Below are 20,319 nucleotides of genomic sequence, written 5' to 3' on the forward strand. Positions count from 1 at the left end.
CTGACTTGGCCTCAGGCGGTACTGATCGCGGTGAAGGCTTCGAAAGCGTCCTCCACCAAACTGACGTGATGGAGCATCGCGGTGTGGGCGGCGGACGCGTCGCCCGACACGATGGCGCGCACGACGGCGTCGTGCTCCTGGCTCGACCGCAGCAGCCGCCCTGTCACGCGGAACTGGGCGCGACGGAACGGTCCGACGCGCCGACGCAATCCGAGGGCGAACTCGGCCAGCGGTGCATTGTGGGCGCCGGCATAGATCGCCGAATGGAAAGCGACGTTGGCGTCGGAATAGGCCTCGGTGTCGCCCGCAGCGGCCAGGGCCGCCATGGCCTCGTGCCGCGCCAGGAGCCGCCGCCGCTCGATCGGCGTCATGCTCATGGCGGCGAGTCGTGCGCACGTCGCCTCCATCTCCGCCATCGCCACGAAAAGACTCTCGACCTGCTCCGGCGTGGCCTTTGAAACCACCGCCCCTTTGCGGGGGCGCATGTCGATCAGCCCGCTCCTCGTGAGCTGGCGCAACGCCTCGCGCACGGGCGTCCGGGAGACGCCGTGCTGCTGTGCCAGCCCGACTTCGTCCAGTCGCACCCCCGGCTTGAGCGAGCCGTTGAGGATGCCGTCCGCGATCGCCGCAGCGAGTCGTTCGGCAAGCGTTGGGTTGTCCGATTGCATCCCGACCTATTGCATACAATTCAGGTGCCAAACCTTCAATTGGAACCACCGGTGCCCGAGGAAGTATGCGCCAACTTCTCGCTTCTTCGAGACACCGGGGGATTCAGGGGCGACGTTGAGAAACGACAAGCATCGCGCATGAGGTCTTCGCCAGCGTGACGACGTAAGCCTGCGTCCAGACGCTGAGGCGCGAAGCCGACGGACGCGGCTTCAAGGGCCTGCTCGCCGAGGATGCACCGGAGAGCCACTTTCCGGCGCCCATGCGGGCGGCGCGCCACACGATCGGCGCTCAGGGTGCGATGATCGGCTGGACCACTTCGGTCGATCGGATCGCCGACGCCCTCGCGGGCTAGTGCATCGCCCGATCGCGCGATACGTACTGGCCGCGCTTCAGTTCCTTGAAAAAGTGCGGCACTTGCGGATGCGACACCGGCTTGCCGGTCTCGTCCGGCAGCAGGTTCTGTTCGGAGACGTAGGCGACGTAAGTGGTCTGCGCGTTCTCGGCGAGCAGATGATAGAAGGGCTGGTCGCGGCGCGGCCGGACTTCCTCCGGAATCGACGCCAGCCATTCCTCGGTGTTGGAAAACACCGGGTCGACGTCGAAGATCACGCCTCGAAAGGGATAGATGCGATGCTTCACCACCTGACCGATGGCAAATTTGGCCTTCCGCATGGGCGGCGAGGCGAACGCAGATCGGGCCGTCTGGTTGACGATTTCCATGGCAAAAGTATTACCCCGAACGGGGCGGCAGGCAACGCAAGTCGACACGGCGGCAGCACGGGACACTGCAAGAATGTGTGACCAGGCCAGGCCACGCAAGATCGCGGCCAAGCCTGCGAGCCGTTACGGTCGGTTGACGGAGGCCACCCTCCCGTGGACTCTGCCGTCCGCGGGGCCATCTGGGGAACGCGCCGTTGGCTGATGGTTTGAAAGTCCGGTTCTGGGGCGTGCGCGGCTCGATCTCCTGCGCCGGCGCCGAGTACATGCGCTATGGGGGCAATACGTCCTGCCTGGAGGTGACAGCGGCGGGGCGGCGGCTGATCTTCGACGCCGGTACGGGAATCCGGGCGCTCGGGCTGGAACTCGCACGGAGCGCGAATCTCGACATCGACATCTATTTTACCCATACCCACCTCGATCACATCACAGGCCTCACTTTCTTTGCGCCACTGTTCGAGGAGTCCAATTCGGTGCGGCTGTGGGCCGGCCACCTCGAAGCGCCACATACGCTGAAGAATGTGGTGACGAAATTGATGCAGGCGCCGCTTTATCCCGTGAGTCTCGAGGTCTTCCGCGCCGAGGTCGGCTTCAATGAGTTCCGTGCCGGCGATACACTGGCCTGCGGCGAGGTCGGACTGCGCACGGCGCCGCTCAATCATCCCAACGGTGCCACCGGGTATCGTGTCGATTTCGGCGGCAAGTCGATCTGCTACATCACCGACACCGAGCATCGCCCCGGAGAACGCGACAAGACGATCGTCGAGCTGTGCCGCGGTGCCGACGTGATGATCTACGACAGCAGCTATACCGACGAAGAGTATCCGCGTTACCGCGAATGGGGCCACTCGACCTGGCAGGAAGGTGTGCGGGTCGCCGACGCGGCCGGCGTCGGCACCCTCGCAATCTTCCATCACGATCCCAGCCACGACGACGCTTTCATGGACGACGTCGCGCGCCAGGCGGCCAGCCTGCGCCCCGGAACCGTGGCCAGCGGCCTGCCGAGGGTCGTCGTGGCGCACGAGGGCTTGACGCTCGCGCCGTGAGAATGCTGCGCAAGCTGCGGGGGCGCTGGCGGCGCCTGATGCTCGGGCTCCCGACCGTCCTCGGACTGCGGCCGCGAGGCTGGTTCATACCACACCGCTATGCGCCGTTGCTGCCACCGCCCGGCAGCCAGCCGCCCTATCCGGCGATCTCGAGTCTCTTCGAGAAGCACGACGCGGATTTCCGGGCGTTGCTCGATCTGGTCGACGGCCACGCCAAGGCGCTCGAATCAATGAACGGTCTCCTCGAGCAAGCTTGGTTCCCCTCACTCGATGCAGCGGTCGCCTACACGCTGGTGCGCGAGCGAAAGCCGCGCAGCATCATCGAGGTCGGATCGGGCCATTCGACGCGCCTGCTGGCGCGCGCGCTCGCGGGTGTCGGCGAGATTCTGGCGATCGATCCGGCGCCGCGCGCCGACATCGCCGGCCTGCCCGGCGTCCGCGTCGTTCCCTCGACCCTGCAGGCGGCGCCCGCCGACCTCTTCGATCGCCTCTCCGGCGGCGATCTTCTGTTCATCGATTCGAGTCATATCCTGATGCCCGGCAGCGATGTCGACGTGCTGCTGAACCGGGTGCTGCCACGATTGCCGTCGGGCGCCCTTATTCACATTCACGACATTTTCCTGCCGTTCGACTATCCGCGCTTCTGGGCCTGGCGGAACTACAACGAGCAGCAGGGCGTCCTGCCGCTGTTGGCAACCGGCGCGTATGCGCCGCTGTTCTCGAGCGTGTGGGCCGAGCGGCAGCTCGGCGAGCGCCTGAAGCAATCGGTGGTGGCGCGCTTGCCTGCGGTCCCCGACTCGCTTGCCACGAGCCTGTGGCTCGAGAAGCGATGACGCTGCGCGGATTCCAAGACTGGCTGTTCGGCGGCAGCGGGCCGGAGATTCTGCCCGAGCGTGTGCGCGAGGCGATCCGCCGCCAGCAGGAGCAAAGCGAGATCCTGATTGGCTGGATTCAGCTCTCCATCACGATCCTGGTCGGCGTCGTCTACCAGGGCTCCAGCATGGCCGAGGGACTGGTCCAGGCCGACTATTCGCTCGAGCTCGAGGTGCTGCTGATCTATGGCCTGTTCTGCGTCGTGCGCCTGGTCCTTGCCCACAGGCGGCGCCTCAAGCCGTGGATGCTCTATCTGTCGGTGATCGCCGACATCGCCCTGTTGATGGGGCTGATCTATTCCTTCCACTACAAGTACGCTCAGCCGGCCGCCTTCTACTTGAAGGTACCGACCCTTCTCTATGTGTTCCTGTTCATCGCCCTGCGTGCGTTGCGCTTCGAGGCCCGTTACATCGTCTTCACAGGTGTCGCGGCCGCCATCGGATGGGCATGGCTGGTCCACTATGTCGACTCCGGCCGCGGCGGCCCCTCCAACCGTACGCACAACTTTGTCGAGTACATGACTTCGAACGCGCTGCTGGTCGGCGCCGAGGTCGACAAGATCATCGCCATCCTGCTGACGACGGCGGTCCTTGCCGTCGCCATCGCCCGCGCCCGCAGACTGCTGGTGCGGGCAGTGAGCGAGGGCGCTGCGGCGCGCGATCTCTCCCGCTTCTTCGACCCGAACGTGGCGGCGCGAATCCGCACGGCGGCGATGGCTGTGAAGGCCGGCGAAGGCGAGTTGCGCGATGCCACTATCATGAGCGTGGATTTGCGCGGTTTCACCCGGCTGTCCACGGAGCTTTCCCCCAGCAACGTCATGAAGCTGCTGCAGGACTATCAGGGTCGCCTCTGCCCGCTCATCGTCGCCAATGGCGGCAGTATCGACAAGTTCCTCGGCGACGGAATTCTCGCATCCTTCGGGGCGGTCGCACCCTCGGCGACGGCAACCGCCGATGCCCTGCGCGCGGCCGATGCCATCCTCGACGCCGCCGCGCGCTGGCGGACGGAACGGGTCGCGGCCGGCGAGCGTCCGCTCGAGATCGGTCTCGCGGTCGCCTCGGGACGGATCATCTTCGGCGCCGTTGGCGACGGCGATCGGCTGGAATTCACCGTCATCGGCGATGCCGTGAATTTCGCCGCCAAACTGGAGAAACACAACAAGGAGGAAGCGACGCGCGCAATCACGGACGCCGCGACCTACGCGACCGCCCAAGCCCAAGGATACACTCCTGCTGGGGTCCATGAGCACCGCAAGGGACGACAGATAGGAGGTGTCGGCACTCCGGTCGATATCGTCGTTCTGGCAAGCTAGGAATCGCTCGGGGCCCCTCTGGCTGCCTTGCCCTTTCCCCAATCGGGGCCTATGTACTTTGAAGGTGAGGCCAACGTAGGCAACGACGACGTGGGCAACAATTACGACATCATCCTGATCGCGCTGGTCGCTATCTTCTTGATATTGCGGCTGCGCTCGGTCTTGGGAAAGCGCACGGGCAACGAGCGGCCGCCGGCGCGCGATCCCTTTTCGCCGCCAACGCCGCCGCCGGCGCCGCCGCAACTGGGAGACGCTCAGTCCGGGAACGACAACGTCGTTCCCCTGCCGACGGCCAACCCGCCGCCGCGCTCCTCGACAAACACGCCGGGTGGAATCCGCGCAACGGTGATGCCCGGGGCGACAGCCGGCGTCGCCGCCGTTCAGGCAGCCGACCCGTCTTTCGATCCCTTCGACTTTGCCGGCGGCGCACGCGCTGCGTTCACGACCATCGTCGAGGCGTTCGCCCGCGGCGACGTGGCCTCGCTGCGGCCCCTGCTCGATCCACCGACGCTCGCCAGCTTCGAGGCCGCCATCCGCGGCCGCGAGGAGCGCCACGAGAAGATGGAATGCACGTTGATCGGCTTCGAGGCGTCCGATATCGCGGCGGCGGGCATGGTCGGCACCCAGGCCGAGGTAACGGTGCGTTTCGTCACCGAGCAGATCAACGTGCTGCGTGACGCCGAGGGACAGGTCGCCGACGGCAATCCAAACGAAGTGCAGAAGGTCATCGATCTCTGGACCTTCCGCCGCGACACCAAGTCCAGTGACCCGAACTGGCAGCTGATCAAGACCGAAAGCGAAGACTGAGGGAGGTTTCCGGGAAATGCGCTGGACCGTGCCGGCCGGCGGCGCAGCCTTTATCGTCGCCGCAGGCCTCCTTGGTGCCTGCGCATCCGATCCCGGCGCGCCGCCTCAGAAGAAGGCGCCGATGGCGCCCATCTCGTTCAATGAAATTCCCGGGTGGGCGGAGGACAGGCATGCCGAGGCACTCGCGACGTTTCGCGTCTCCTGCCCCAGGCTGACTTCCGGGCGCGAGGTCCGGATCGTGACCGACGGCGGCGAGAAGACGATAGAGCCCTCCGAATGGAAGCGGATCTGCGATGCCTCGGGCCTGGTGAAGCCGGGCGACAATCCAGGCGCCCGCAAGTTCTTCGAGGAGAATTTCCGGCCGCTCGTCGTGCAATTGCCGGCGAAGTTCACGGGCTATTTCGAGCCCGAGCTGCGCGGCAGCCGCGCCCCTTCGCGCATTTTCACGGTCCCGGTCTACCGTCGCCCGCCCGATCTCGGCGATCATCCCTATCACTCGCGGGCGGAGATCGACCACGGCATCCTCAAGGGCAAGGGCCTCGAGGTGGCGTGGGTTCAGGACCCGGTCGCGCTGTTCGAGGCCCAGGTCCAGGGCAACGGCCGCGTCCAGTTGGCCGAGGGAGGCACGCTCAATCTTGCCTTCGACGGGTCGAACAACCGTCCCTACACGGCGATCGGCAACGTCCTCGTCGAAATGGGTGTGATGAAGCGCGAGGATGTCACGTGGCCTGCCATCCGCGATTGGCTGAAGCGCAATCCGAGGCAAGGCCGTGAGGTCATGCGTCGCAACGAGCGCTATATCTTTTTCAAGGACGCCAGGAGCCGGGGTCCGGTCGGCGCCCAGGGCGTGACCCTCACCCCGCAACGCAGTCTCGCGGTCGATCCCGCCTTCACGCCCTTCGGCACGCCGATCTGGATCGACACCACCCGGCCCGTTTACCGCAAGCCCGGTGCGACGGAGAGCTATCGCCGACTGATGGTCGCGCAGGACAGTGGCGCCGCCATCAAGGGAGCGGCGCGCGGCGACGTGTTCTTCGGCGCGGGAGCCAGGGCGGCGGATTGGGCAGGCCGCATGGTCGGCGGCGGCCGGGCCATCGTGCTCATTCCAAACAAGGGTTAGCGCGGCGCCGGGGCACGCACCCGTTGCGCGTCCGTTTAGGCGCTGCCATGGTCGCTGGCGTGCCCAGCTCCGTCTCCGCGCCAAGACGCGTCGCCCTGTTCGTGACTTGCCTGGTCGACATGTTTCGACCATCGGTCGGCTTTGCCGCCATCAAGTTGCTCGAGGATGCCGGCTGCATCGTCGAGGTTCCGCCGGTTCAGGTTTGTTGCGGTCAGCCGGCCTACAACTCCGGCGATCGCAGGACGGCCCGCACGATCGCCGCCCAGGTGATCGACGCATTCGACGGCTACGAGGCCGTCGTGGCGCCATCGGGTTCCTGCGGCGGCATGCTCATTCACCACTATCCGGGCCTTTTCGAAGACGATCCGTCGATGCGGGCGCGCGCCGAATCTCTCGCGTCGCGCAGCCATGAATTGACGTCGTTCCTGGTCGACGTCCTCGGCGTGCGGACGGTTTCGGCACGCCACGCCGGCACCGTGACCTATCACGATTCGTGCTCGGGCCTGCGGGAACTCGGCGTCAAGGAGCAGCCCCGCGAGCTCTTGCGCCACATCGACGGATTGACCCTTTCGGAAATGCGCGCACCCGAGGTGTGCTGCGGCTTCGGTGGCACGTTCTGCGTGAAGTATCCCGACATCTCGGATGCGATGGTGCGGGAGAAGGCGACCGACATCGCCGCATCGGGCGCCGGCACGTTGCTGGCGGGCGACCTCGGCTGCCTGATGAACATGGCGGGCAAGCTGCAGCGTGAGGGCAGCGCGGTGAAGGTTCGACACGTGGCCGAGATTCTCGCCGGCATGGACGATCAGCCGGCGATTGGCGAGCCGCCCGGGACAACCCGCTGATGCAGCCGAGCGCCCATGCCTTTGCCGCCAATGCCAGCGCGGCACTCGCCGACCCGAACCTTCAGGACTCGCTGGCCAAGCTCAAGGTCGGGTTCTCGGAGCGGCGGCGGCAGGCCGCGGAGAGACTGCCGGAATTCGAGCAGCTACGGGATCGGGCGCGCGACATCAAGAATCACACCCTCGCCCATCTCGATTTCTATCTCGAGGAGTTCGAGCGCAAAGTGCTGGCGCTCGGCGGCCACGTTCATTGGGCGCCGACGGCGGCCGACGCACGGCGGATCATCGGAGAACTATGCCGAAGCGTGGGCGCGCGCACCGTGGCGAAGTCCAAGTCCATGGTGGCCGAGGAAATCGCGCTGAACGAGCACCTCGAGGCCATGGGAGTTTCCCCGATCGAGACCGACCTCGGCGAGTACATCATTCAGCTCAGGAACGAACCGCCGAGCCACATCATCGCGCCGGCAGTGCATCTGACCAAGGACCAGGTGGCGGATACGTTTCTCGAGCATCACCGGGCGTTGGGTTTCACCAAGAGGCTGACCGAGCGCAACGATCTCGTCGCGGAAGCGCGCTACGTCCTGCGGCAGAAATTTCTCGATGCCGATGTCGGCCTGACCGGCGCCAATTTTCTGGTGGCCGAGACCGGCTCGTCGATGCTGGTGACGAACGAGGGCAATGCCGATCTCTCCAACACGCTGCCGCGCATGCACATCGTGTTGGCCAGTATCGAGAAGGTGATCCCCACGCTCGAGGACGCGGCCGTGCTGCTGCGCGTGTTGGCGCGGTCCGCCACGGGCCAGGAGTCCTCGGCCTACACCACGCTGAACACCGGCCCGCGCCGTCCGGAAGATCCCGACGGGCCGGAGCAGTATCACGTGGTGCTTCTCGACAACGGGCGGTCTTCCGTGCTCGGGACCGAGATGCAGGACATGCTGCGGTGCATCCGCTGCGGCGCTTGCATGAATCATTGCCCGGTGTATGGCGCGATCGGCGGCCATGCCTACGGCTGGGTCTATCCGGGACCGATCGGCGCCGTCCTGACGCCTCAGCTGCTGGGCGTCGAGGAAGCCGCCAACCTGCCCAACGCCTCGACGTTTTGCGGCCGCTGCGAGAGCGTCTGCCCGGTGCGCATTCCCCTGCCGAAGCTCATGCGCCACTGGCGCGAGCGGGAGTTCGAGCGGCACCTGACGCCGCGGGGCGTCCGCCGCGGCCTCGCGGCATGGGCCTGGCTCGCGCAACGCCCAAGGCTCTATCGCTGGATGACAGGGTTCGCGAACCGCCTGCTCGCTCTGTTCGGCCGGGCGGAGGGGCGCTATCGCTCGCTTCCGCTGGCTGGTGGCTGGACGCGCTTTCGCGATTTTCCGGCACCCGAGCCCGGCGGCACGTTCCATGCCCGATGGGCGCGGCAAGGCGGGGCGCGTACGAGGCCATGAGCGAAGCGCGGGGTGAGATTCTGGGTGCCATCCGACGCTCCCTGCGGCGGGGGGAATTGGGTGACGCAGCGCGTCGCCTCGTCGAGGAGAGATTGGCGGCGCCGCCGCGAGGCCCCGAGATCGCGCGAGCACGGCTACCCCAGAGCCGCAAGGTCGATCTGTTCTGCCAGTGGGCGGAAGCCAACAATGCCACGGTCGCGCGTGTTCCCGCCGCACAGGTCCCAGGTGAAGTGGCGGCCTATCTCGCGCGGAACAATCTGCCCGCAGAGGCGCGCATGGCGGCATCGCCTCAGCTCGAGTCCTACGACTGGGGCCGCGAGAAGCTGCTCGTCCTGCGGCGCGGCAGGGCCGAGGCGACCGATCACGTGTCGATCACCGGTGCTTTCGCCGCCATCGCCGAAACGGGCACGCTGGTGACGACATCGGGGCCCGAGCACCCCGTCACGCTGAATCTGCTGCCGGATACCCACGTCGTCGTGCTGCGATCAGAGGATATCGTCGGTGGATACGAGGAAGTGTGGGCTCGGCTGCGCGAGCGCTACGGCAAGAACACGATGCCGCGTACGGTGAACACCATCACCGGTCCGTCGCGCACCGGCGACATCGAGCAGACGATCGAGCTGGGCGCGCACGGCCCGCGCCGCATGCACATCCTGGTGGTGAGCGACTGATGGCGGCCGGCAACACCTCCCCTGGCGGCGGCAGGGGTGGACTGAGCATTGTCGGCACCAGCGTCACGCACGAGATCGAGGGGTTGCTCGAACGGCTGGCGCGGCACTGCGGCAGGCGGCCACCGAGCGTGCTGCAGGTCGGGTCGCGGCCGTCGCTGTCGGATCGGAACGAGCCGAACTGGCGCGGCCTGATCGGCCGGCGATTCGGAGACAAGGCCACTTTCGTCGGCATCGATCTGCTGGAGGGGTCGAACGTCGACACGGTCGGCGACATTTGCTCCCCGCTCCCCGTTCTGCGCAACCGCGTCGGTAGGGCGCGCTTCGACCTGATCATCTGCTGCCACGTGCTCGAGCACACACCCGATCCCCGCCGGGCTGCACACAATATCGAGGGGATGCTGCGCGCCGGCGGGCTGGCCTATGTCTCGACACCCTGGTCGCAGGCCTTTCATGCCACACCCGATGACTATTGGCGCTTCTCGATCCGCGGGCTGATGTTGCTGTTCGCTCGCCTGGAAATCCTGTCGTCGTTCTACAGCGGCGGCGACGTCGGCATGGACGTCGCCTATCGCGTCGAGCGCGAGGGCCGGCCGGAGCTCGATAGCCTCGCCGGTGCCGTCGAGCAGGGTCTCTTCCAACTCGTGCTGGACCACGAGGACAATCGTGCGGTGCTCGCGCGCCAAGCAACGGAGCGACTCCCCGTATCGCGGACCTACCTGCCGACCTTGTTCGTCAACCTGGTGGGGCGGCGCACCTGAGCCGAGTGTCGACGAAAGTCGGGGCCACTGGCCCAGACCTTTCGATCAGGGGAGAGCGGACGCTCACCGGCCCCTCCCAAGGACGATTCCTTGAAGGTATCCGCATCGGCCGCCGGGACGGCAAGCAGCCGTGGACGATGGCGCCGGACCGGTGGCACAGTGCGACCTATGCCGCCACGTGAGTTGCCGGTACCGAAGGGTGTGGAGCGCCACATCATGGTCGGCCGCTATGCCGACGCGGCGGCGGCTCTGGCGTCGTTGACCGCCCGGGAACCTTCGATTCCGCGCCGGCTTGCCTTGGCGTCGGTTCTTCTTCAGCTCGGCGATCTCGAAGCCGCGGCACGAAACCTGCGGCAAGTCATCGACGCCGACCCTCAACGACCGGGCGCGCGCTTCATGCTGGGCCGCGTGAACGCGGCGCTCGACGATCGCGCGGCGGCGCTCGCCGACTTCCGTGCCGCGCTCGATCTCCATGTCGCGCAGCTCCCGGCGCTCCCCGGCGGGCCGGTGCCCATGCACTACGCCCTCCACAATCTCGAGCAGCTCGCCTACATCGAGGCGGCGCGCGGCGGCGCCACAGGCGATCTGCTTCCCGGATCGGTGGCGAACCGCGAGGAGATGCGCCGCCGCCTCGGCGAGGCCCTCGACAAGGCGGGCACGATCGTGCCCTCGGCCAGTGTCGACGGCGAGCTGGGGCGCGTTCTCGCCCAGCCGCCCGTACTGTGGCACGACGAACCGGCGCCGCCCTCGTGCCTTTCGAGCCGCAACGACTGGACCGAGGTGGCCCATCGCTTTCATGCGGAGAGCGGCATGGCCTGCGTCGACGACTTCCTGTCCCCGCAGGCACTGGCGCAGCTGCAACGCTTCATGCTGTTGTCGACCGTCTGGCGCCAGCCCAACCGGCACGGCTACATCGGCGGGCTGGCCGAGCACGGCTTTTTCAACGAGCTGCTGCTGCAAGTCGGCGCCGAACTCAAGCGCGCGCTGCCGGAACTGCTGGCCGGGCACCATCTGACCTACTGGTGGGGCTTCGTCTACCAGCACCAGCGTCCGGGCACCGACATTCATGCCGACCAGTCCGACATCAGCCTCAACATGTGGTTGACGCCGGACGCCGCAAATCTCGAACCCGAACGCGGTGGCCTCGACCTCTGGGACGTCGCTGCGCCGGCCGACTGGACCTTCGCCGAGTACAATTCGGGCGCTCATCGCATCCGCATGTTCCTCGACCAGGCTGGCGCCCGCCGGCGTTCCTTCGCCTACCGCGAGAACCGCGCCCTTCTTTTTCGGGGTTCGCTCTTCCACCAGACCGCCGCAGGACGCTTCGCCGAGGGCTTCGAGAACCGGCGGCGCAATGTCACCATGCTCTTTCGGCGCACGCGGCGGGTCTAGATATTTGGCGGGCGGTATTCCTTCGAGTCATATGCGAAACTCCGGACTGCGCGCATCCAAGGGACGCTCACAAATGAAGAGAGCGGGCTCTCGCCCGCTCTCTCCGATTTCCGACAGGGCCCGCGGCTAGAAGCGCAGGTCCATGCCCATCATGAGGCCCCAGGACTGGCCTTGCGAGCCGTTCACCGGGCCGCTGACGTTCCACATGATGCCGCCGCCGACCAGCTTGATGCCCGGTCCGAGGGCGTAGTTGACACCGACCTCGAACTTGTCGGTCGAGTAGTTGCCGAACACGGCCGCGCCCGCCAACGGGTCCGTACCGAAGTTCAGGATCGTGCTGCCCGGGATGGCCGCGTACGCCAGGCCACTGGTGGTGCCTTGCACCACGTTCGTCAGCGTGCGTGCGCCGTTGCCGTTGTTGGTGCGGACACCGCCCCAGCCCACCGACATCTGCCACGGGCCGGTCGCGTACATCAGGCCGACCGTGTACTTGCGGCTGTCGCTGTCGCCGCCGGTGTAGTAGTTGCCACCGAGGCCGTTGTTGTCGTAGCCGACCGAACCGCCCAAGGTGAACCCGGCATAGCCGAACTGCGCACCGACCACCCACTGCTTCCAGGAAGCGAGGTTGGCGCCGGTGATCAGGTTGGCGTTGTTCGCGGCCAGGATGTTGTTGCTCGGGTTGAAGCTCGCGTACTGGAACGCACCGAACAGAGCGACGGTGAAATTGCCGAACTTGTTCAGGTAGTTCACGCCGATGTCGAACGCATCCTGCCACGAGTTGTCGTTGGTCGGGCAGTTCGCCATGGTCGTGGCGTCGTTCGCGCCGCAGATGCCGCCGCCGGTGCCCGGGCCGGGCGCCATGCCGCCGCTCAGCATCGCATTCACGCCGAGATTGATCTTCGGCGCATAACCGACACCAAGCTGCAGGCCCATGAAACGCGGCGTGTAGTAGTTGATGCGATTGACGTCCTGATGGAAGCCGCCGATCGTGAAGAACGTCGCCGCGCCGGCCGACGGATTGTTCGCCATCGCCGCGCTCATCCATGCGAACGCGCTATTGTGCTGGAAGAAGCCCCAGCCCAGCAGCGCCGACGGCGAGCCGTAGTACATGCGGTACGACGCCTGGTCGCGCGAGCCGACTTCCACGCGGCCCCAGTCGCCGAAGGCGAACATGAAGGCTTCGTCGATGTAGCGGCCGTTCAGGGTGCTGTCCCAGCCCTCGAGCTCGACGTGGATACCCACGGTCGTGCCGTTGTCCAGCTTGCTCTGGCCGATGAAGTGGATTTCACCTTCCTGCTGGAACTGCAGGCCCTTGTACTGAACCGACGTGCCGTTCGGCGCATAAGTCCCTTCAACACCGCCGGCGATGGCGTAGAATTGGTAGTAACCGCCCACGCCGATCTTGATCGGATCGGCGGCCATGGCCGGGGCGGCCAACAGCCCACCGGCGACCAAGGCGGTCGAACCCAGTAGAAGCTTTTTCATCATTCTCCCTCTCTCGTTGATCAGAAACTGGTACGTACCAAAAGGCCTGTCCGACCGGCGGATGTGGAAGCCTGAACGCAGCCACGCACTGCCCCCGCCAATACGGCTGGCGCATAAAACCATGGGGTTCGAACGGGGGTCAAGAAACGGTCGCGGCGTTGCACGATTCTCCGCCAACCTGTGGCGTCTTTGTCACATTTTGCCGAGCCGCGCTCAGCGACTGATCAAGGCGAGCGAATAAGTAGCTATAAGAAACTAATATTTAGTTCCCACAAGCAACCATATAAATTCCCTGTGTTCATGCGCTTGCAGTCGGCAAGTCCGGCGCCTAAGGTCCCGCGTCCGGCGCAAGGGGTCTCCCGCAACGTTGACCGATGCGCTCGAATGGTGGGCACGAAAGTACCAAAGGTAAGCATGCCGGGTCGGCCAACAATGTTTCGGTCCATAGTCGTGGTGTCTCTGGCGGGTTGCCTGGCAACAGCCTGCGGAGGCGACGGCCTCGAGGAGACCAGGACCGGGCCCTCCGGGGACCGCAGTCGGCGAGACATCACCGCCGGCATTGGCGGGCGCAACCAGGAAACGGGCAGCCTGTTCGGCCCGGGCGGCCTGCTCGGCTCGCGCTCCGAGAAGCGGATCGATGAAGGCCCGGGTGTCGCCGTCAATGCCTTCCTGTGGCGGGCCAGCCTCGACACCATCAATTTCATTCCACTGATCTCCGCCGATCCCTTCGGCGGGGTGATCATCACCGACTGGTACACGCCGGCCGAATCACCCAACGAGCGGATCAAGGTCCAGATCACCATCCTCGACCGCGAATTGCGGGCGGACGGCGTGCGGGTCTCGGTCTTCAAGCAGCAGACCTCACCGCGCGGCGGCGCTTGGGTCGACGCCCAGGTCGATCCGCGCACCAACACCGAGATCGAGGACGCGATCCTCACTCGCGCGCGTCAGCTGCGGATCGCCCAGGGCCGCTAGTCGCCTTTCGGTCGGTGAGGCGCGAAACCGTCCGAGGCCCTTGACGTGCGCGGTGGCAGCGGGCATCCGCTGCGACTTCCGTCGAGTCTGGAGCCAGCCGTGTCGTCCGCTGCGTCGCAAGCCCCGCGCTACAATTTCCGCGAGACCGAAGCCAGGTGGCAGAAGGTCTGGGACGAGCGGCAGACCTTCCGCGCCACGATGGATCGCGGCAAGCCGAAATACTACGTGCTCGAAATGTTTCCCTATCCGTCGGGACGCATCCACATGGGTCACGTGCGCAACTACACGCAGGGCGACGTGATCGCCCGCTACAAGCGCGCCAGAGGGTTCAACGTCCTCCACCCCATGGGCTGGGATGCGTTTGGCCTGCCAGCCGAGAACGCGGCGATGGAGAAGAAGGTCCATCCCAAGAAATGGACCTACGAGAACATCTCCGCCATGAAGGCCCAGCTCAAGTCGATGGGCTTGTCGCTCGACTGGAGCCGCGAGCTCGCGACCTGCGATCCCGAATATTACGGTCACCAGCAGAAGATGTTTCTCGACTTCTGGAAGGCCGGCCTCGCCTACCGCAAGGAGGCCTGGGTCAACTGGGATCCGGTCGACAATACGGTGCTGGCCAACGAGCAGGTGATCGAGGGCAAGGGCTGGCGCACCGGCGCCGTCGTCGAGCGCCGCAAGCTGACGCAGTGGAACCTCAAGATCACGCACTTCGCCGATGAACTGCTGAGCAGGCTCGACACGCTCGACCGCTGGCCGGAGAAGGTGCGCCTGATGCAGGCCAACTGGATCGGCAGGAGCCGTGGCGCGCGCCTGTTCTTCGAGTTGACGGATGCCTCGGGCGCAAACCGCGGCAAACTGGAAATCTTCACGACCCGTCCCGACACGCTGTTCGGTGCGTCGTTCATGGCGCTGTCGGCCGAACATCCCGTCGTCGCCGGGCTTGCCGACAAAGACGAGGGGCTGCAGCGCTTCATCGCCGAATGCCGCAAGACCGGCACCGCCGCGGCCGAGCTCGAGACCGCCGAGAAGCAGGGCTACAGGCTGCCGCTGCTTGCCAGGCATCCGCTGATCCCCGGTAAGACCCTGCCGGTCTATGCCGCCAACTTCGTGCTGATGGAGTACGGCACCGGCGCGATCTTCGGCTGCCCCGGCCACGATGAACGCGACCACGAGTTCGCGCGCAAGTATGGCCTGCCGATCCTGCAGGTCGTGGCGCCGACCGACGCGAAGGAAAAGATCGACATCCAGGCCGCGCCCTTCATCGACGATGGCGTCATCGTGAATTCGGACTTCCTGAACGGGCTCGGCGTCGAGGAGGCCAAGGCCCGCGTCATCGCGCGGCTGGAAGAGCTCGGCGTCGGCACGGGCACGACGCAATATCGCCTGCGCGACTGGCTGGTGTCGCGCCAGCGCTACTGGGGCTGCCCGATCCCGGCGATACACTGCGAGAGTTGCGGCGTCGTGCCGGTGCCGGAGAAGGATCTGCCGGTCAGATTGCCCGACGATGTCGAATTCGATCGGCCGGGCAATCCGCTCGACCGCCATCCGACCTGGAAGCACGTCGCCTGCCCGAAATGCGGCAAGCCCGGCCGGCGCGAGACCGACACGTTCGACACCTTCATCGATTCGAGCTGGTACTTCGACCGCTTTACCTCACCGCGCCTCGAAACCGCGCCGTTCGACCGCGAGGAGAATCACTACTGGATGCCGGTCGACCAGTATATCGGCGGGGTCGAGCACGCGATCCTGCATCTGCTCTATTCGCGCTTTTGGACCCGCGCCATGCGCGAGGTGCAGATGACCAGCCGCGACGAACCGTTCGACGGCCTCTTCACGCAGGGCATGGTCTGTCACGAGACCTACCGCGCCGCCGACGGCACATGGTTGTTGCCTGAGGAAATCGAGCGCATCGACGGCAAGGTCGTGCGGATCTCGGACAAGTCGCCCGTCGAGGTCGGCCGGTCGGAGAAGATGTCCAAGTCGAAGAAGAACGTCGTCGATCCGGATCAGATCATCCGCGACTACGGTGCCGACACGGCACGCTGGTTCATGCTGTCGGACAGCCCGCCCGAGCGCGACCTCGAATGGACCGAGGCGGGCGTCACCGGCGCCTGGCGCTTCCAGCAGCGGCTGCATCGCATCGCCAGCGAGGCGATGACGGATCTGCCGGCCGCCGGCGCCGCCCGGCCCGCCGCGTTCGGCGATGCCGCGAACGAGCTGCGCCGCGCCGCGCACAAGACCATCGCCGGCGTCTCGATGGATATCGAGGCGTTCCACTTCAACAAGGCGGTGGCACGCCTCTACGAGCTCGCCAACACGATCGGCGGGTTCGAGGCCGCGGACGCCCCGGCGAAATGGGCGTCGCGCGAGGCGCTCGAGATCTTCGTGCGCCTGATAGGCCCGATGACGCCGCATCTCGCCGAGGAGCTGTGGCAGGCGCTGGGCCACAAGACGCTGCTCGCCGACGCGCCCTGGCCGGTGGCGGAACCGGCGTTGCTGATCGACGACACGGTGACCATCGCCGTACAGGCCAACGGCAAGCTGCGCGCCACGATTCAACTCGCGAAGGATGCGCCGAAGGACATGGCCGAGAGGACGGCGCTGGCGCTGCCCGAGATCGTGCGCGCCCTCGACGGCAAGGCCCCCAAGCGTGTGATCGTCGTGCCCAACCGGATCGTCAACGTCGTGCTGTGACGACCCCGTGAAGATCGAGCCGCGCCAGGCCGAAGCCTTCCTGAAGAAGCCGGATCCCCGGATTCGCGCCGTGGTCGTCTACGGCAACGACGACGGGCTGGTCGCTGAGCGCGCCGCGCGGCTCGCCCGGTCGGTGTGCGAGGATCTCAAGGATCCGTTCCGGGTCGTCGATATCGGCGGCGACGCCTTGAAGAACGACCCGGCGCGGCTGGCCGATGAATTCTCGGCGATGTCGCTGATGGGCGGGCGGCGGGTGATCCGCGTGCGTCCGGCAGGCGAAGAGGCGGTGGCGGCGCTCGAGAATCTGGTGGCGGCGACCGCGGGCGACGCGCTGGTCGTGCTGGAAGGCGGCAATCTCACGCCGCGCTCGGGCCTGCGCAGCCTGGCCGAGGCGGAGGCCTGCCTCGCCGCCATGCCCTGCTACATGGATTCCGACGAGGCGCTGCAGGGGCTGGTGGAAAGTGCCGCGCGCAGCCAGGGCCTGGTGGTCGATGCCGACGCGCTCGACTGGATCGTCGAGAGGCTGGGCGGCGACCGCGGCCAGACCCGCAGCGAGATCGACAAGCTGATGCTCTACAAGGCCGGCGACGGCGACCGGACGATCACGCTCGACGATGCCGTCGCCGTGCTAGGCGATACCGCCGCCATCGGCATCGACGACGTGATCGCCGCCACCTTCGACGGCAATGTCGCCATGCTCGATCGCGCGCTCGACCGGGTGTTCGCCGAGGGCGGCAACGCCGTCCAGCTGGTGCGGGCCGTCCAGCGCCATGTCGACCAGCTCGACCTGGTCTCGGCGCATGCCAAGGGTAGCAGTTTCGAAGCAGCGATGTTCAAGGCACGCGGCCTGCCGCGCGGCGGCCCGGTGCGCCAGCGTTTCGAGCGGCACCTGCGAAGCTGGCCGCTCGGCCGGCTCAACGCGGCCCTGCAGGAGATCCTCAAGGCCGAGATCGAGTGCAAGAGCACCGGACTGCCCGACCAGACGATCGCGCGCCGCCTGTGCTTCAGGCTCGCGCGGTCGGTGAGAGGGGAATCGCGGCCTGCTCGGTCAGGACAAGGAAGGTGAAGCTCTCCTCGATGTAGAGGCGCACGCGATCGCGGTCGTGATCGAAATAGCCGATCGAGAAGTCCTGGCCGACCGTCAGCTCGAAGTCGCCACCGCGCTGGGAGATCACCAGCCCGCCTTCCAGGCCGGCCGCCGAGACGATGTCGCCCTCGACCAGGCGCTTGACATGGTTGAGGATCGGATAGCCGCCGTCGGTGCGCGAGGCGAGGTCCTTGTGGAGCGCTTCGCTCAGCACGACCGAGAAAGGGCCTTCGACACCCTCGTCGCGCAGCCGGGTCAGGGCGTTCGCGACGGCGCTCGGATAATCGCCGTGACTCGACCCGAGCGCCACGCTCCTGTCCACGCTCGCCTGGCACACGCCGACGATCTGCGCGGCATCGTAGCCGTGGAACACCGAACGGTCCTCGGCGATGGCGATCGCGCGCGCGGCGGCCGTCACCGCATCGAGATCGGGATCGCGCGCCCCGCGATCGATGGCGTCGAGTTCGGCGCGGCCGACCTCGAAGGGGATGCGCAGTTCGACCAGAGGCTGGATGCGGCGCAAGCGTGCCTGCATCTCGGTGCCGCCGGGCGGCGAGGCGATCGGGTCGGCCCGGCCGAGCTCGACATCCGAGGCGGCCCAGCCCAGCGGTCCCCGAAAATCGACGACACGGCGGGCGGCGAGCAGGGCATGCAAGGTCCGCTTCGCCTCCTTCTCGATCTCGGCCCAGCCGGCCGGCGTGATCGGAGCCTTCTCGCGAAAGAGATGGCTCATGGCTTCACCCCGCGCAGACTGCCGATGCCGAGGCTGCCGTCCGGCGCCGGCTCACGCTCCCCGCCGTCAGCTTCGGCGGCGTGCTCGATCTCGGTGACCGGGGCGGTCGTGAAAAGATAGGTGCGGAGGTGCTCGTCGAGAGCGGGATCGCGACGGCGGAGCCACTCCAGCGCCATCGCGGCATGTTCCTTCTCTTCGTCGCGATTGTGCTCGAGCAGGGCGCGCAGCTCGGCGTCCTGGGCTGCCTTGGCGCGCTGATTGTACCAATCCACCGCCTCCAACTCCTCCATCAGGGAGACGATGGCGCGGTGCTGGTCGACGATGTCGGGCCCGAGCAGCTCAGGATCTTCATGGAGGGTCTCGCTGGCCATGAAGGCGCTAACGCGAGAGCCTTGGGGCGGTTGCAGGTGCGTCAGTCTTCTGGCGGGACGAACATGTACCCGGCGCCTCGCACGGTACGAATCGACGTCGGATGGGCGGGATCGACCTCGATCTTGCGTCGGATGCGCAAGATGCGGATGTCGATGGCACGATCGAAGGCCTCCATTTCACGATGGCTGGTGGTCTCCAGCAGCCAATCGCGACTGAGAGGCCGATTGGGATTCTCGGCAAAGATCTTGAGGAGCTCGAATTCACCCGCTCGCAGCGGGATTTCCTCGCCGTCGAGGGTCGACATCCGGCGCGCCTCGATGTCGAGCAGGCACTTGCCCATGCGAATCCGTTCCGTCGGGGTGGCGGCCGCCGCGCCACCCGCCCGTCGCAACACCGCTTTCATGCGGGCCAGGAGGGCGCGCGTTTCATAGGGTTTGGCGACATAGTCGTCGGCGCCGGTTTCCAATCCGACCACCTGGTCGACGGTATCGCCGCTGGCCGTCACCATGATGATGCCGACCTTGCGGCTGCGCTCGCGCAGGAACCGCGCCAGCGAGAAGCCGTCCTCGCCGCCCGGCAGGCGCAGATCGAGCAGCACGAGGGCGGGCGGATCCTTCTCGACCAGCTTGCGCAGCGCAGCTCCCGACTCCACGCCCGAGGCCCGGTAGCCGTTGTCGCCCAGGAAGTCGACCAGGGTCTCGCGCTGGAACTGCTCGTCCTCGACGACGATCACGTGGGGGCGGGTGTCTTTGGACCGAATCATCGCATCCTAACCTAGCCGCTCGTTCTGCCAGCGACCAGACGTTGCAGCGCACAACCGAAACCGGGTCGATGTAGCCAGATGCACAACGACGCCCCGACAGGGGGCGCCGCTGGCGACCGGTGGATGGGAGGGAACCGGTCTTGGAACGCCGGCGGTGTGGACCGGCGATGGGAAGGGGTTTCGAGCGATCAGCGCCGGCTATTGTCGACCGGGACCGTGCCCATGAGCTGACGCTGGCCCGACAGCATGGCGCGCAGCGCCGCAGCCGCCGCCACGTCGTCGGCCTTGGCGGGGGCGCTCGCGATCACGGGGGCGGGCGACGCCGGCTCGTCGAGCGCCAAGGTGGCGCCGTAGACGTTGGTGCTGAGCAGCGCCGCGACGACGCCCGAGCCGAACAGGATCATCATGTTCTTCAGAACCGGGTTCAGCGGCTGGCTGGTCGTGGCGCGCATCGGTATCTCCTCGTTGGCTTGTTGTGCGGCGCCGGAGCGCCTCTGCCTGTGCGGCCTTTCTAGAGGCCGGCCGTTTCGTCGAGATTGCGTCGTGCTGGCGTTTGGTTTCGTGTGT

20 protein-coding genes are annotated in these 20,319 nt (G+C 66.6%); 13 read left to right on the top strand and 7 right to left on the bottom strand.

Features of this window, described 5'->3' with window-relative positions; genetic code table 11:
- Nucleotides 1–11 precede the first annotated feature (11 nt).
- Complete coding sequence (locus KIT25_23155) at nucleotides 12–668, bottom strand: GntR family transcriptional regulator (GenBank protein UYN94881.1); 657 nt, start codon at nucleotides 666–668, stop codon at nucleotides 12–14.
- Between the two features lie 349 nt (nucleotides 669–1,017).
- Nucleotides 1,018–1,341 (bottom strand): heat shock protein HspQ, encoded by a 324-nt coding sequence (gene hspQ / locus KIT25_23160; protein ID UYN98038.1) that lies wholly within the window; start codon nucleotides 1,339–1,341, stop codon nucleotides 1,018–1,020.
- Nucleotides 1,342–1,652: 311 nt separating this feature from the next.
- Here hspQ and KIT25_23165 point away from each other — a divergent pair, with 311 nt between their 5' ends.
- The 10 genes from KIT25_23165 to KIT25_23210 all read left to right on the top strand — a co-directional run bounded on the left by KIT25_23165 (nucleotide 1,653) and on the right by KIT25_23210 (nucleotide 11,643).
- On the top strand, nucleotides 1,653–2,432 hold the full coding sequence (locus KIT25_23165; GenBank protein ID UYN98039.1) for an MBL fold metallo-hydrolase: 780 nt from the start codon (nucleotides 1,653–1,655) through the stop codon (nucleotides 2,430–2,432).
- Nucleotides 2,433–2,434: 2 nt separating this feature from the next.
- Entirely contained in the window at nucleotides 2,435–3,265 is an 831-nt protein-coding gene (locus KIT25_23170) for a class I SAM-dependent methyltransferase (GenBank protein ID UYN94882.1), read from the top strand.
- The gene (locus KIT25_23175; protein ID UYN94883.1) at nucleotides 3,262–4,617 is read left to right on the top strand and encodes an adenylate/guanylate cyclase domain-containing protein; all 1,356 of its coding nucleotides are present in this window, start codon (nucleotides 3,262–3,264) and stop codon (nucleotides 4,615–4,617) included. Before KIT25_23170 ends, KIT25_23175 begins: the two co-directional genes overlap by 4 nt.
- Nucleotides 4,618–4,668: 51 nt before the next feature.
- Nucleotides 4,669–5,424, top strand: a complete 756-nt coding sequence (locus KIT25_23180) for a Tim44 domain-containing protein (GenBank protein UYN94884.1) — start codon at nucleotides 4,669–4,671, stop codon at nucleotides 5,422–5,424.
- A 16-nt stretch (nucleotides 5,425–5,440) separates the two neighbouring features.
- Nucleotides 5,441–6,544: an MltA domain-containing protein gene (locus KIT25_23185; GenBank protein UYN94885.1), complete on the top strand. Its 1,104-nt coding sequence runs from the start codon at nucleotides 5,441–5,443 to the stop codon at nucleotides 6,542–6,544.
- A 47-nt stretch (nucleotides 6,545–6,591) separates the two neighbouring features.
- Nucleotides 6,592–7,389, top strand: coding sequence for a (Fe-S)-binding protein (locus KIT25_23190; GenBank protein UYN94886.1), 798 nt, complete (start codon nucleotides 6,592–6,594; stop codon nucleotides 7,387–7,389).
- On the top strand, nucleotides 7,389–8,822 hold the full coding sequence (locus tag KIT25_23195) for an iron-sulfur cluster-binding protein (GenBank protein UYN94887.1): 1,434 nt from the start codon (nucleotides 7,389–7,391) through the stop codon (nucleotides 8,820–8,822). The genes KIT25_23190 and KIT25_23195 overlap by 1 nt, the downstream gene beginning before the upstream one ends.
- Nucleotides 8,819–9,493 carry a lactate utilization protein gene (locus KIT25_23200; GenBank protein ID UYN94888.1) on the top strand — a complete coding sequence of 225 codons (675 nt, stop codon included), beginning with the start codon at nucleotides 8,819–8,821 and terminating at the stop codon, nucleotides 9,491–9,493. The genes KIT25_23195 and KIT25_23200 overlap by 4 nt, the downstream gene beginning before the upstream one ends.
- Nucleotides 9,493–10,251, top strand: coding sequence for a methyltransferase domain-containing protein (locus KIT25_23205; protein ID UYN94889.1), 759 nt, complete (start codon nucleotides 9,493–9,495; stop codon nucleotides 10,249–10,251). Before KIT25_23200 ends, KIT25_23205 begins: the two co-directional genes overlap by 1 nt.
- A 168-nt stretch (nucleotides 10,252–10,419) precedes the next feature.
- Nucleotides 10,420–11,643 (top strand): tetratricopeptide repeat protein, encoded by a 1,224-nt coding sequence (locus KIT25_23210; GenBank protein ID UYN94890.1) that lies wholly within the window; start codon nucleotides 10,420–10,422, stop codon nucleotides 11,641–11,643.
- 126 nt (nucleotides 11,644–11,769) lie between these two features.
- Here KIT25_23210 and KIT25_23215 read toward each other — a convergent pair whose 3' ends face one another.
- Nucleotides 11,770–13,131, bottom strand: coding sequence for a porin (locus KIT25_23215; GenBank protein ID UYN94891.1), 1,362 nt, complete (start codon nucleotides 13,129–13,131; stop codon nucleotides 11,770–11,772).
- Nucleotides 13,132–13,560: 429 nt separating this feature from the next.
- Between KIT25_23215 and KIT25_23220 the strand changes: the two genes are divergently transcribed.
- The 3 genes from KIT25_23220 (at nucleotide 13,561) to KIT25_23230 (ending at nucleotide 17,863) form a co-directional block, all read left to right on the top strand.
- Nucleotides 13,561–14,103, top strand: a complete 543-nt coding sequence (locus KIT25_23220; protein UYN94892.1) for a DUF3576 domain-containing protein — start codon at nucleotides 13,561–13,563, stop codon at nucleotides 14,101–14,103.
- 99 nt (nucleotides 14,104–14,202) lie between these two features.
- Nucleotides 14,203–16,797: a leucine--tRNA ligase gene (gene leuS / locus KIT25_23225; GenBank protein UYN94893.1), complete on the top strand. Its 2,595-nt coding sequence runs from the start codon at nucleotides 14,203–14,205 to the stop codon at nucleotides 16,795–16,797.
- Between the two features lie 7 nt (nucleotides 16,798–16,804).
- Nucleotides 16,805–17,863, top strand: coding sequence for a DNA polymerase III subunit delta (locus KIT25_23230; protein UYN94894.1), 1,059 nt, complete (start codon nucleotides 16,805–16,807; stop codon nucleotides 17,861–17,863).
- Here KIT25_23230 and KIT25_23235 read toward each other — a convergent pair.
- The 4 genes from KIT25_23235 to KIT25_23250 form a co-directional block, all read right to left on the bottom strand.
- Complete coding sequence (locus KIT25_23235) at nucleotides 17,802–18,617, bottom strand: bacteriocin family protein (GenBank protein ID UYN94895.1); 816 nt, start codon at nucleotides 18,615–18,617, stop codon at nucleotides 17,802–17,804. The two genes, KIT25_23230 and KIT25_23235, sit on opposite strands and share 62 nt — an antisense overlap.
- Nucleotides 18,614–18,988 (bottom strand): ferritin, encoded by a 375-nt coding sequence (locus KIT25_23240; GenBank protein ID UYN94896.1) that lies wholly within the window; start codon nucleotides 18,986–18,988, stop codon nucleotides 18,614–18,616. The genes KIT25_23235 and KIT25_23240 overlap by 4 nt, the downstream gene beginning before the upstream one ends.
- Before the next feature lie 41 nt (nucleotides 18,989–19,029).
- Nucleotides 19,030–19,752: a response regulator gene (locus KIT25_23245; protein ID UYN94897.1), complete on the bottom strand. Its 723-nt coding sequence runs from the start codon at nucleotides 19,750–19,752 to the stop codon at nucleotides 19,030–19,032.
- Between the two features lie 188 nt (nucleotides 19,753–19,940).
- The gene (locus KIT25_23250; GenBank protein ID UYN94898.1) at nucleotides 19,941–20,204 is read right to left on the bottom strand and encodes a hypothetical protein; all 264 of its coding nucleotides are present in this window, start codon (nucleotides 20,202–20,204) and stop codon (nucleotides 19,941–19,943) included.
- Nucleotides 20,205–20,319: the final 115 nt, after the last annotated feature.

This window comes from Enhydrobacter sp., assembly GCA_025808875.1.
GTDB lineage: Bacteria > Pseudomonadota > Alphaproteobacteria > Reyranellales > Reyranellaceae > Reyranella.

Coding starts and splice junctions, on each gene's coding strand:
- KIT25_23155 (UYN94881.1), bottom strand. CDS start 668: ATGCAATCGGACAACCCAACGCTTGCCGAACGACTCGCTGCGGCGATC.
- hspQ (UYN98038.1), bottom strand. CDS start 1,341: ATGCGGAAGGCCAAATTTGCCATCGGTCAGGTGGTGAAGCATCGCATC.
- KIT25_23165 (UYN98039.1), top strand. CDS start 1,653: ATGCGCTATGGGGGCAATACGTCCTGCCTGGAGGTGACAGCGGCGGGG.
- KIT25_23170 (UYN94882.1), top strand. CDS start 2,435: ATGCTGCGCAAGCTGCGGGGGCGCTGGCGGCGCCTGATGCTCGGGCTC.
- KIT25_23175 (UYN94883.1), top strand. CDS start 3,262: ATGACGCTGCGCGGATTCCAAGACTGGCTGTTCGGCGGCAGCGGGCCG.
- KIT25_23180 (UYN94884.1), top strand. CDS start 4,669: ATGTACTTTGAAGGTGAGGCCAACGTAGGCAACGACGACGTGGGCAAC.
- KIT25_23185 (UYN94885.1), top strand. CDS start 5,441: ATGCGCTGGACCGTGCCGGCCGGCGGCGCAGCCTTTATCGTCGCCGCA.
- KIT25_23190 (UYN94886.1), top strand. CDS start 6,592: ATGGTCGCTGGCGTGCCCAGCTCCGTCTCCGCGCCAAGACGCGTCGCC.
- KIT25_23195 (UYN94887.1), top strand. CDS start 7,389: ATGCAGCCGAGCGCCCATGCCTTTGCCGCCAATGCCAGCGCGGCACTC.
- KIT25_23200 (UYN94888.1), top strand. CDS start 8,819: ATGAGCGAAGCGCGGGGTGAGATTCTGGGTGCCATCCGACGCTCCCTG.
- KIT25_23205 (UYN94889.1), top strand. CDS start 9,493: ATGGCGGCCGGCAACACCTCCCCTGGCGGCGGCAGGGGTGGACTGAGC.
- KIT25_23210 (UYN94890.1), top strand. CDS start 10,420: ATGCCGCCACGTGAGTTGCCGGTACCGAAGGGTGTGGAGCGCCACATC.
- KIT25_23215 (UYN94891.1), bottom strand. CDS start 13,131: ATGATGAAAAAGCTTCTACTGGGTTCGACCGCCTTGGTCGCCGGTGGG.
- KIT25_23220 (UYN94892.1), top strand. CDS start 13,561: ATGTTTCGGTCCATAGTCGTGGTGTCTCTGGCGGGTTGCCTGGCAACA.
- KIT25_23235 (UYN94895.1), bottom strand. CDS start 18,617: ATGAGCCATCTCTTTCGCGAGAAGGCTCCGATCACGCCGGCCGGCTGG.
- KIT25_23240 (UYN94896.1), bottom strand. CDS start 18,988: ATGGCCAGCGAGACCCTCCATGAAGATCCTGAGCTGCTCGGGCCCGAC.
- KIT25_23245 (UYN94897.1), bottom strand. CDS start 19,752: ATGATTCGGTCCAAAGACACCCGCCCCCACGTGATCGTCGTCGAGGAC.
- KIT25_23250 (UYN94898.1), bottom strand. CDS start 20,204: ATGCGCGCCACGACCAGCCAGCCGCTGAACCCGGTTCTGAAGAACATG.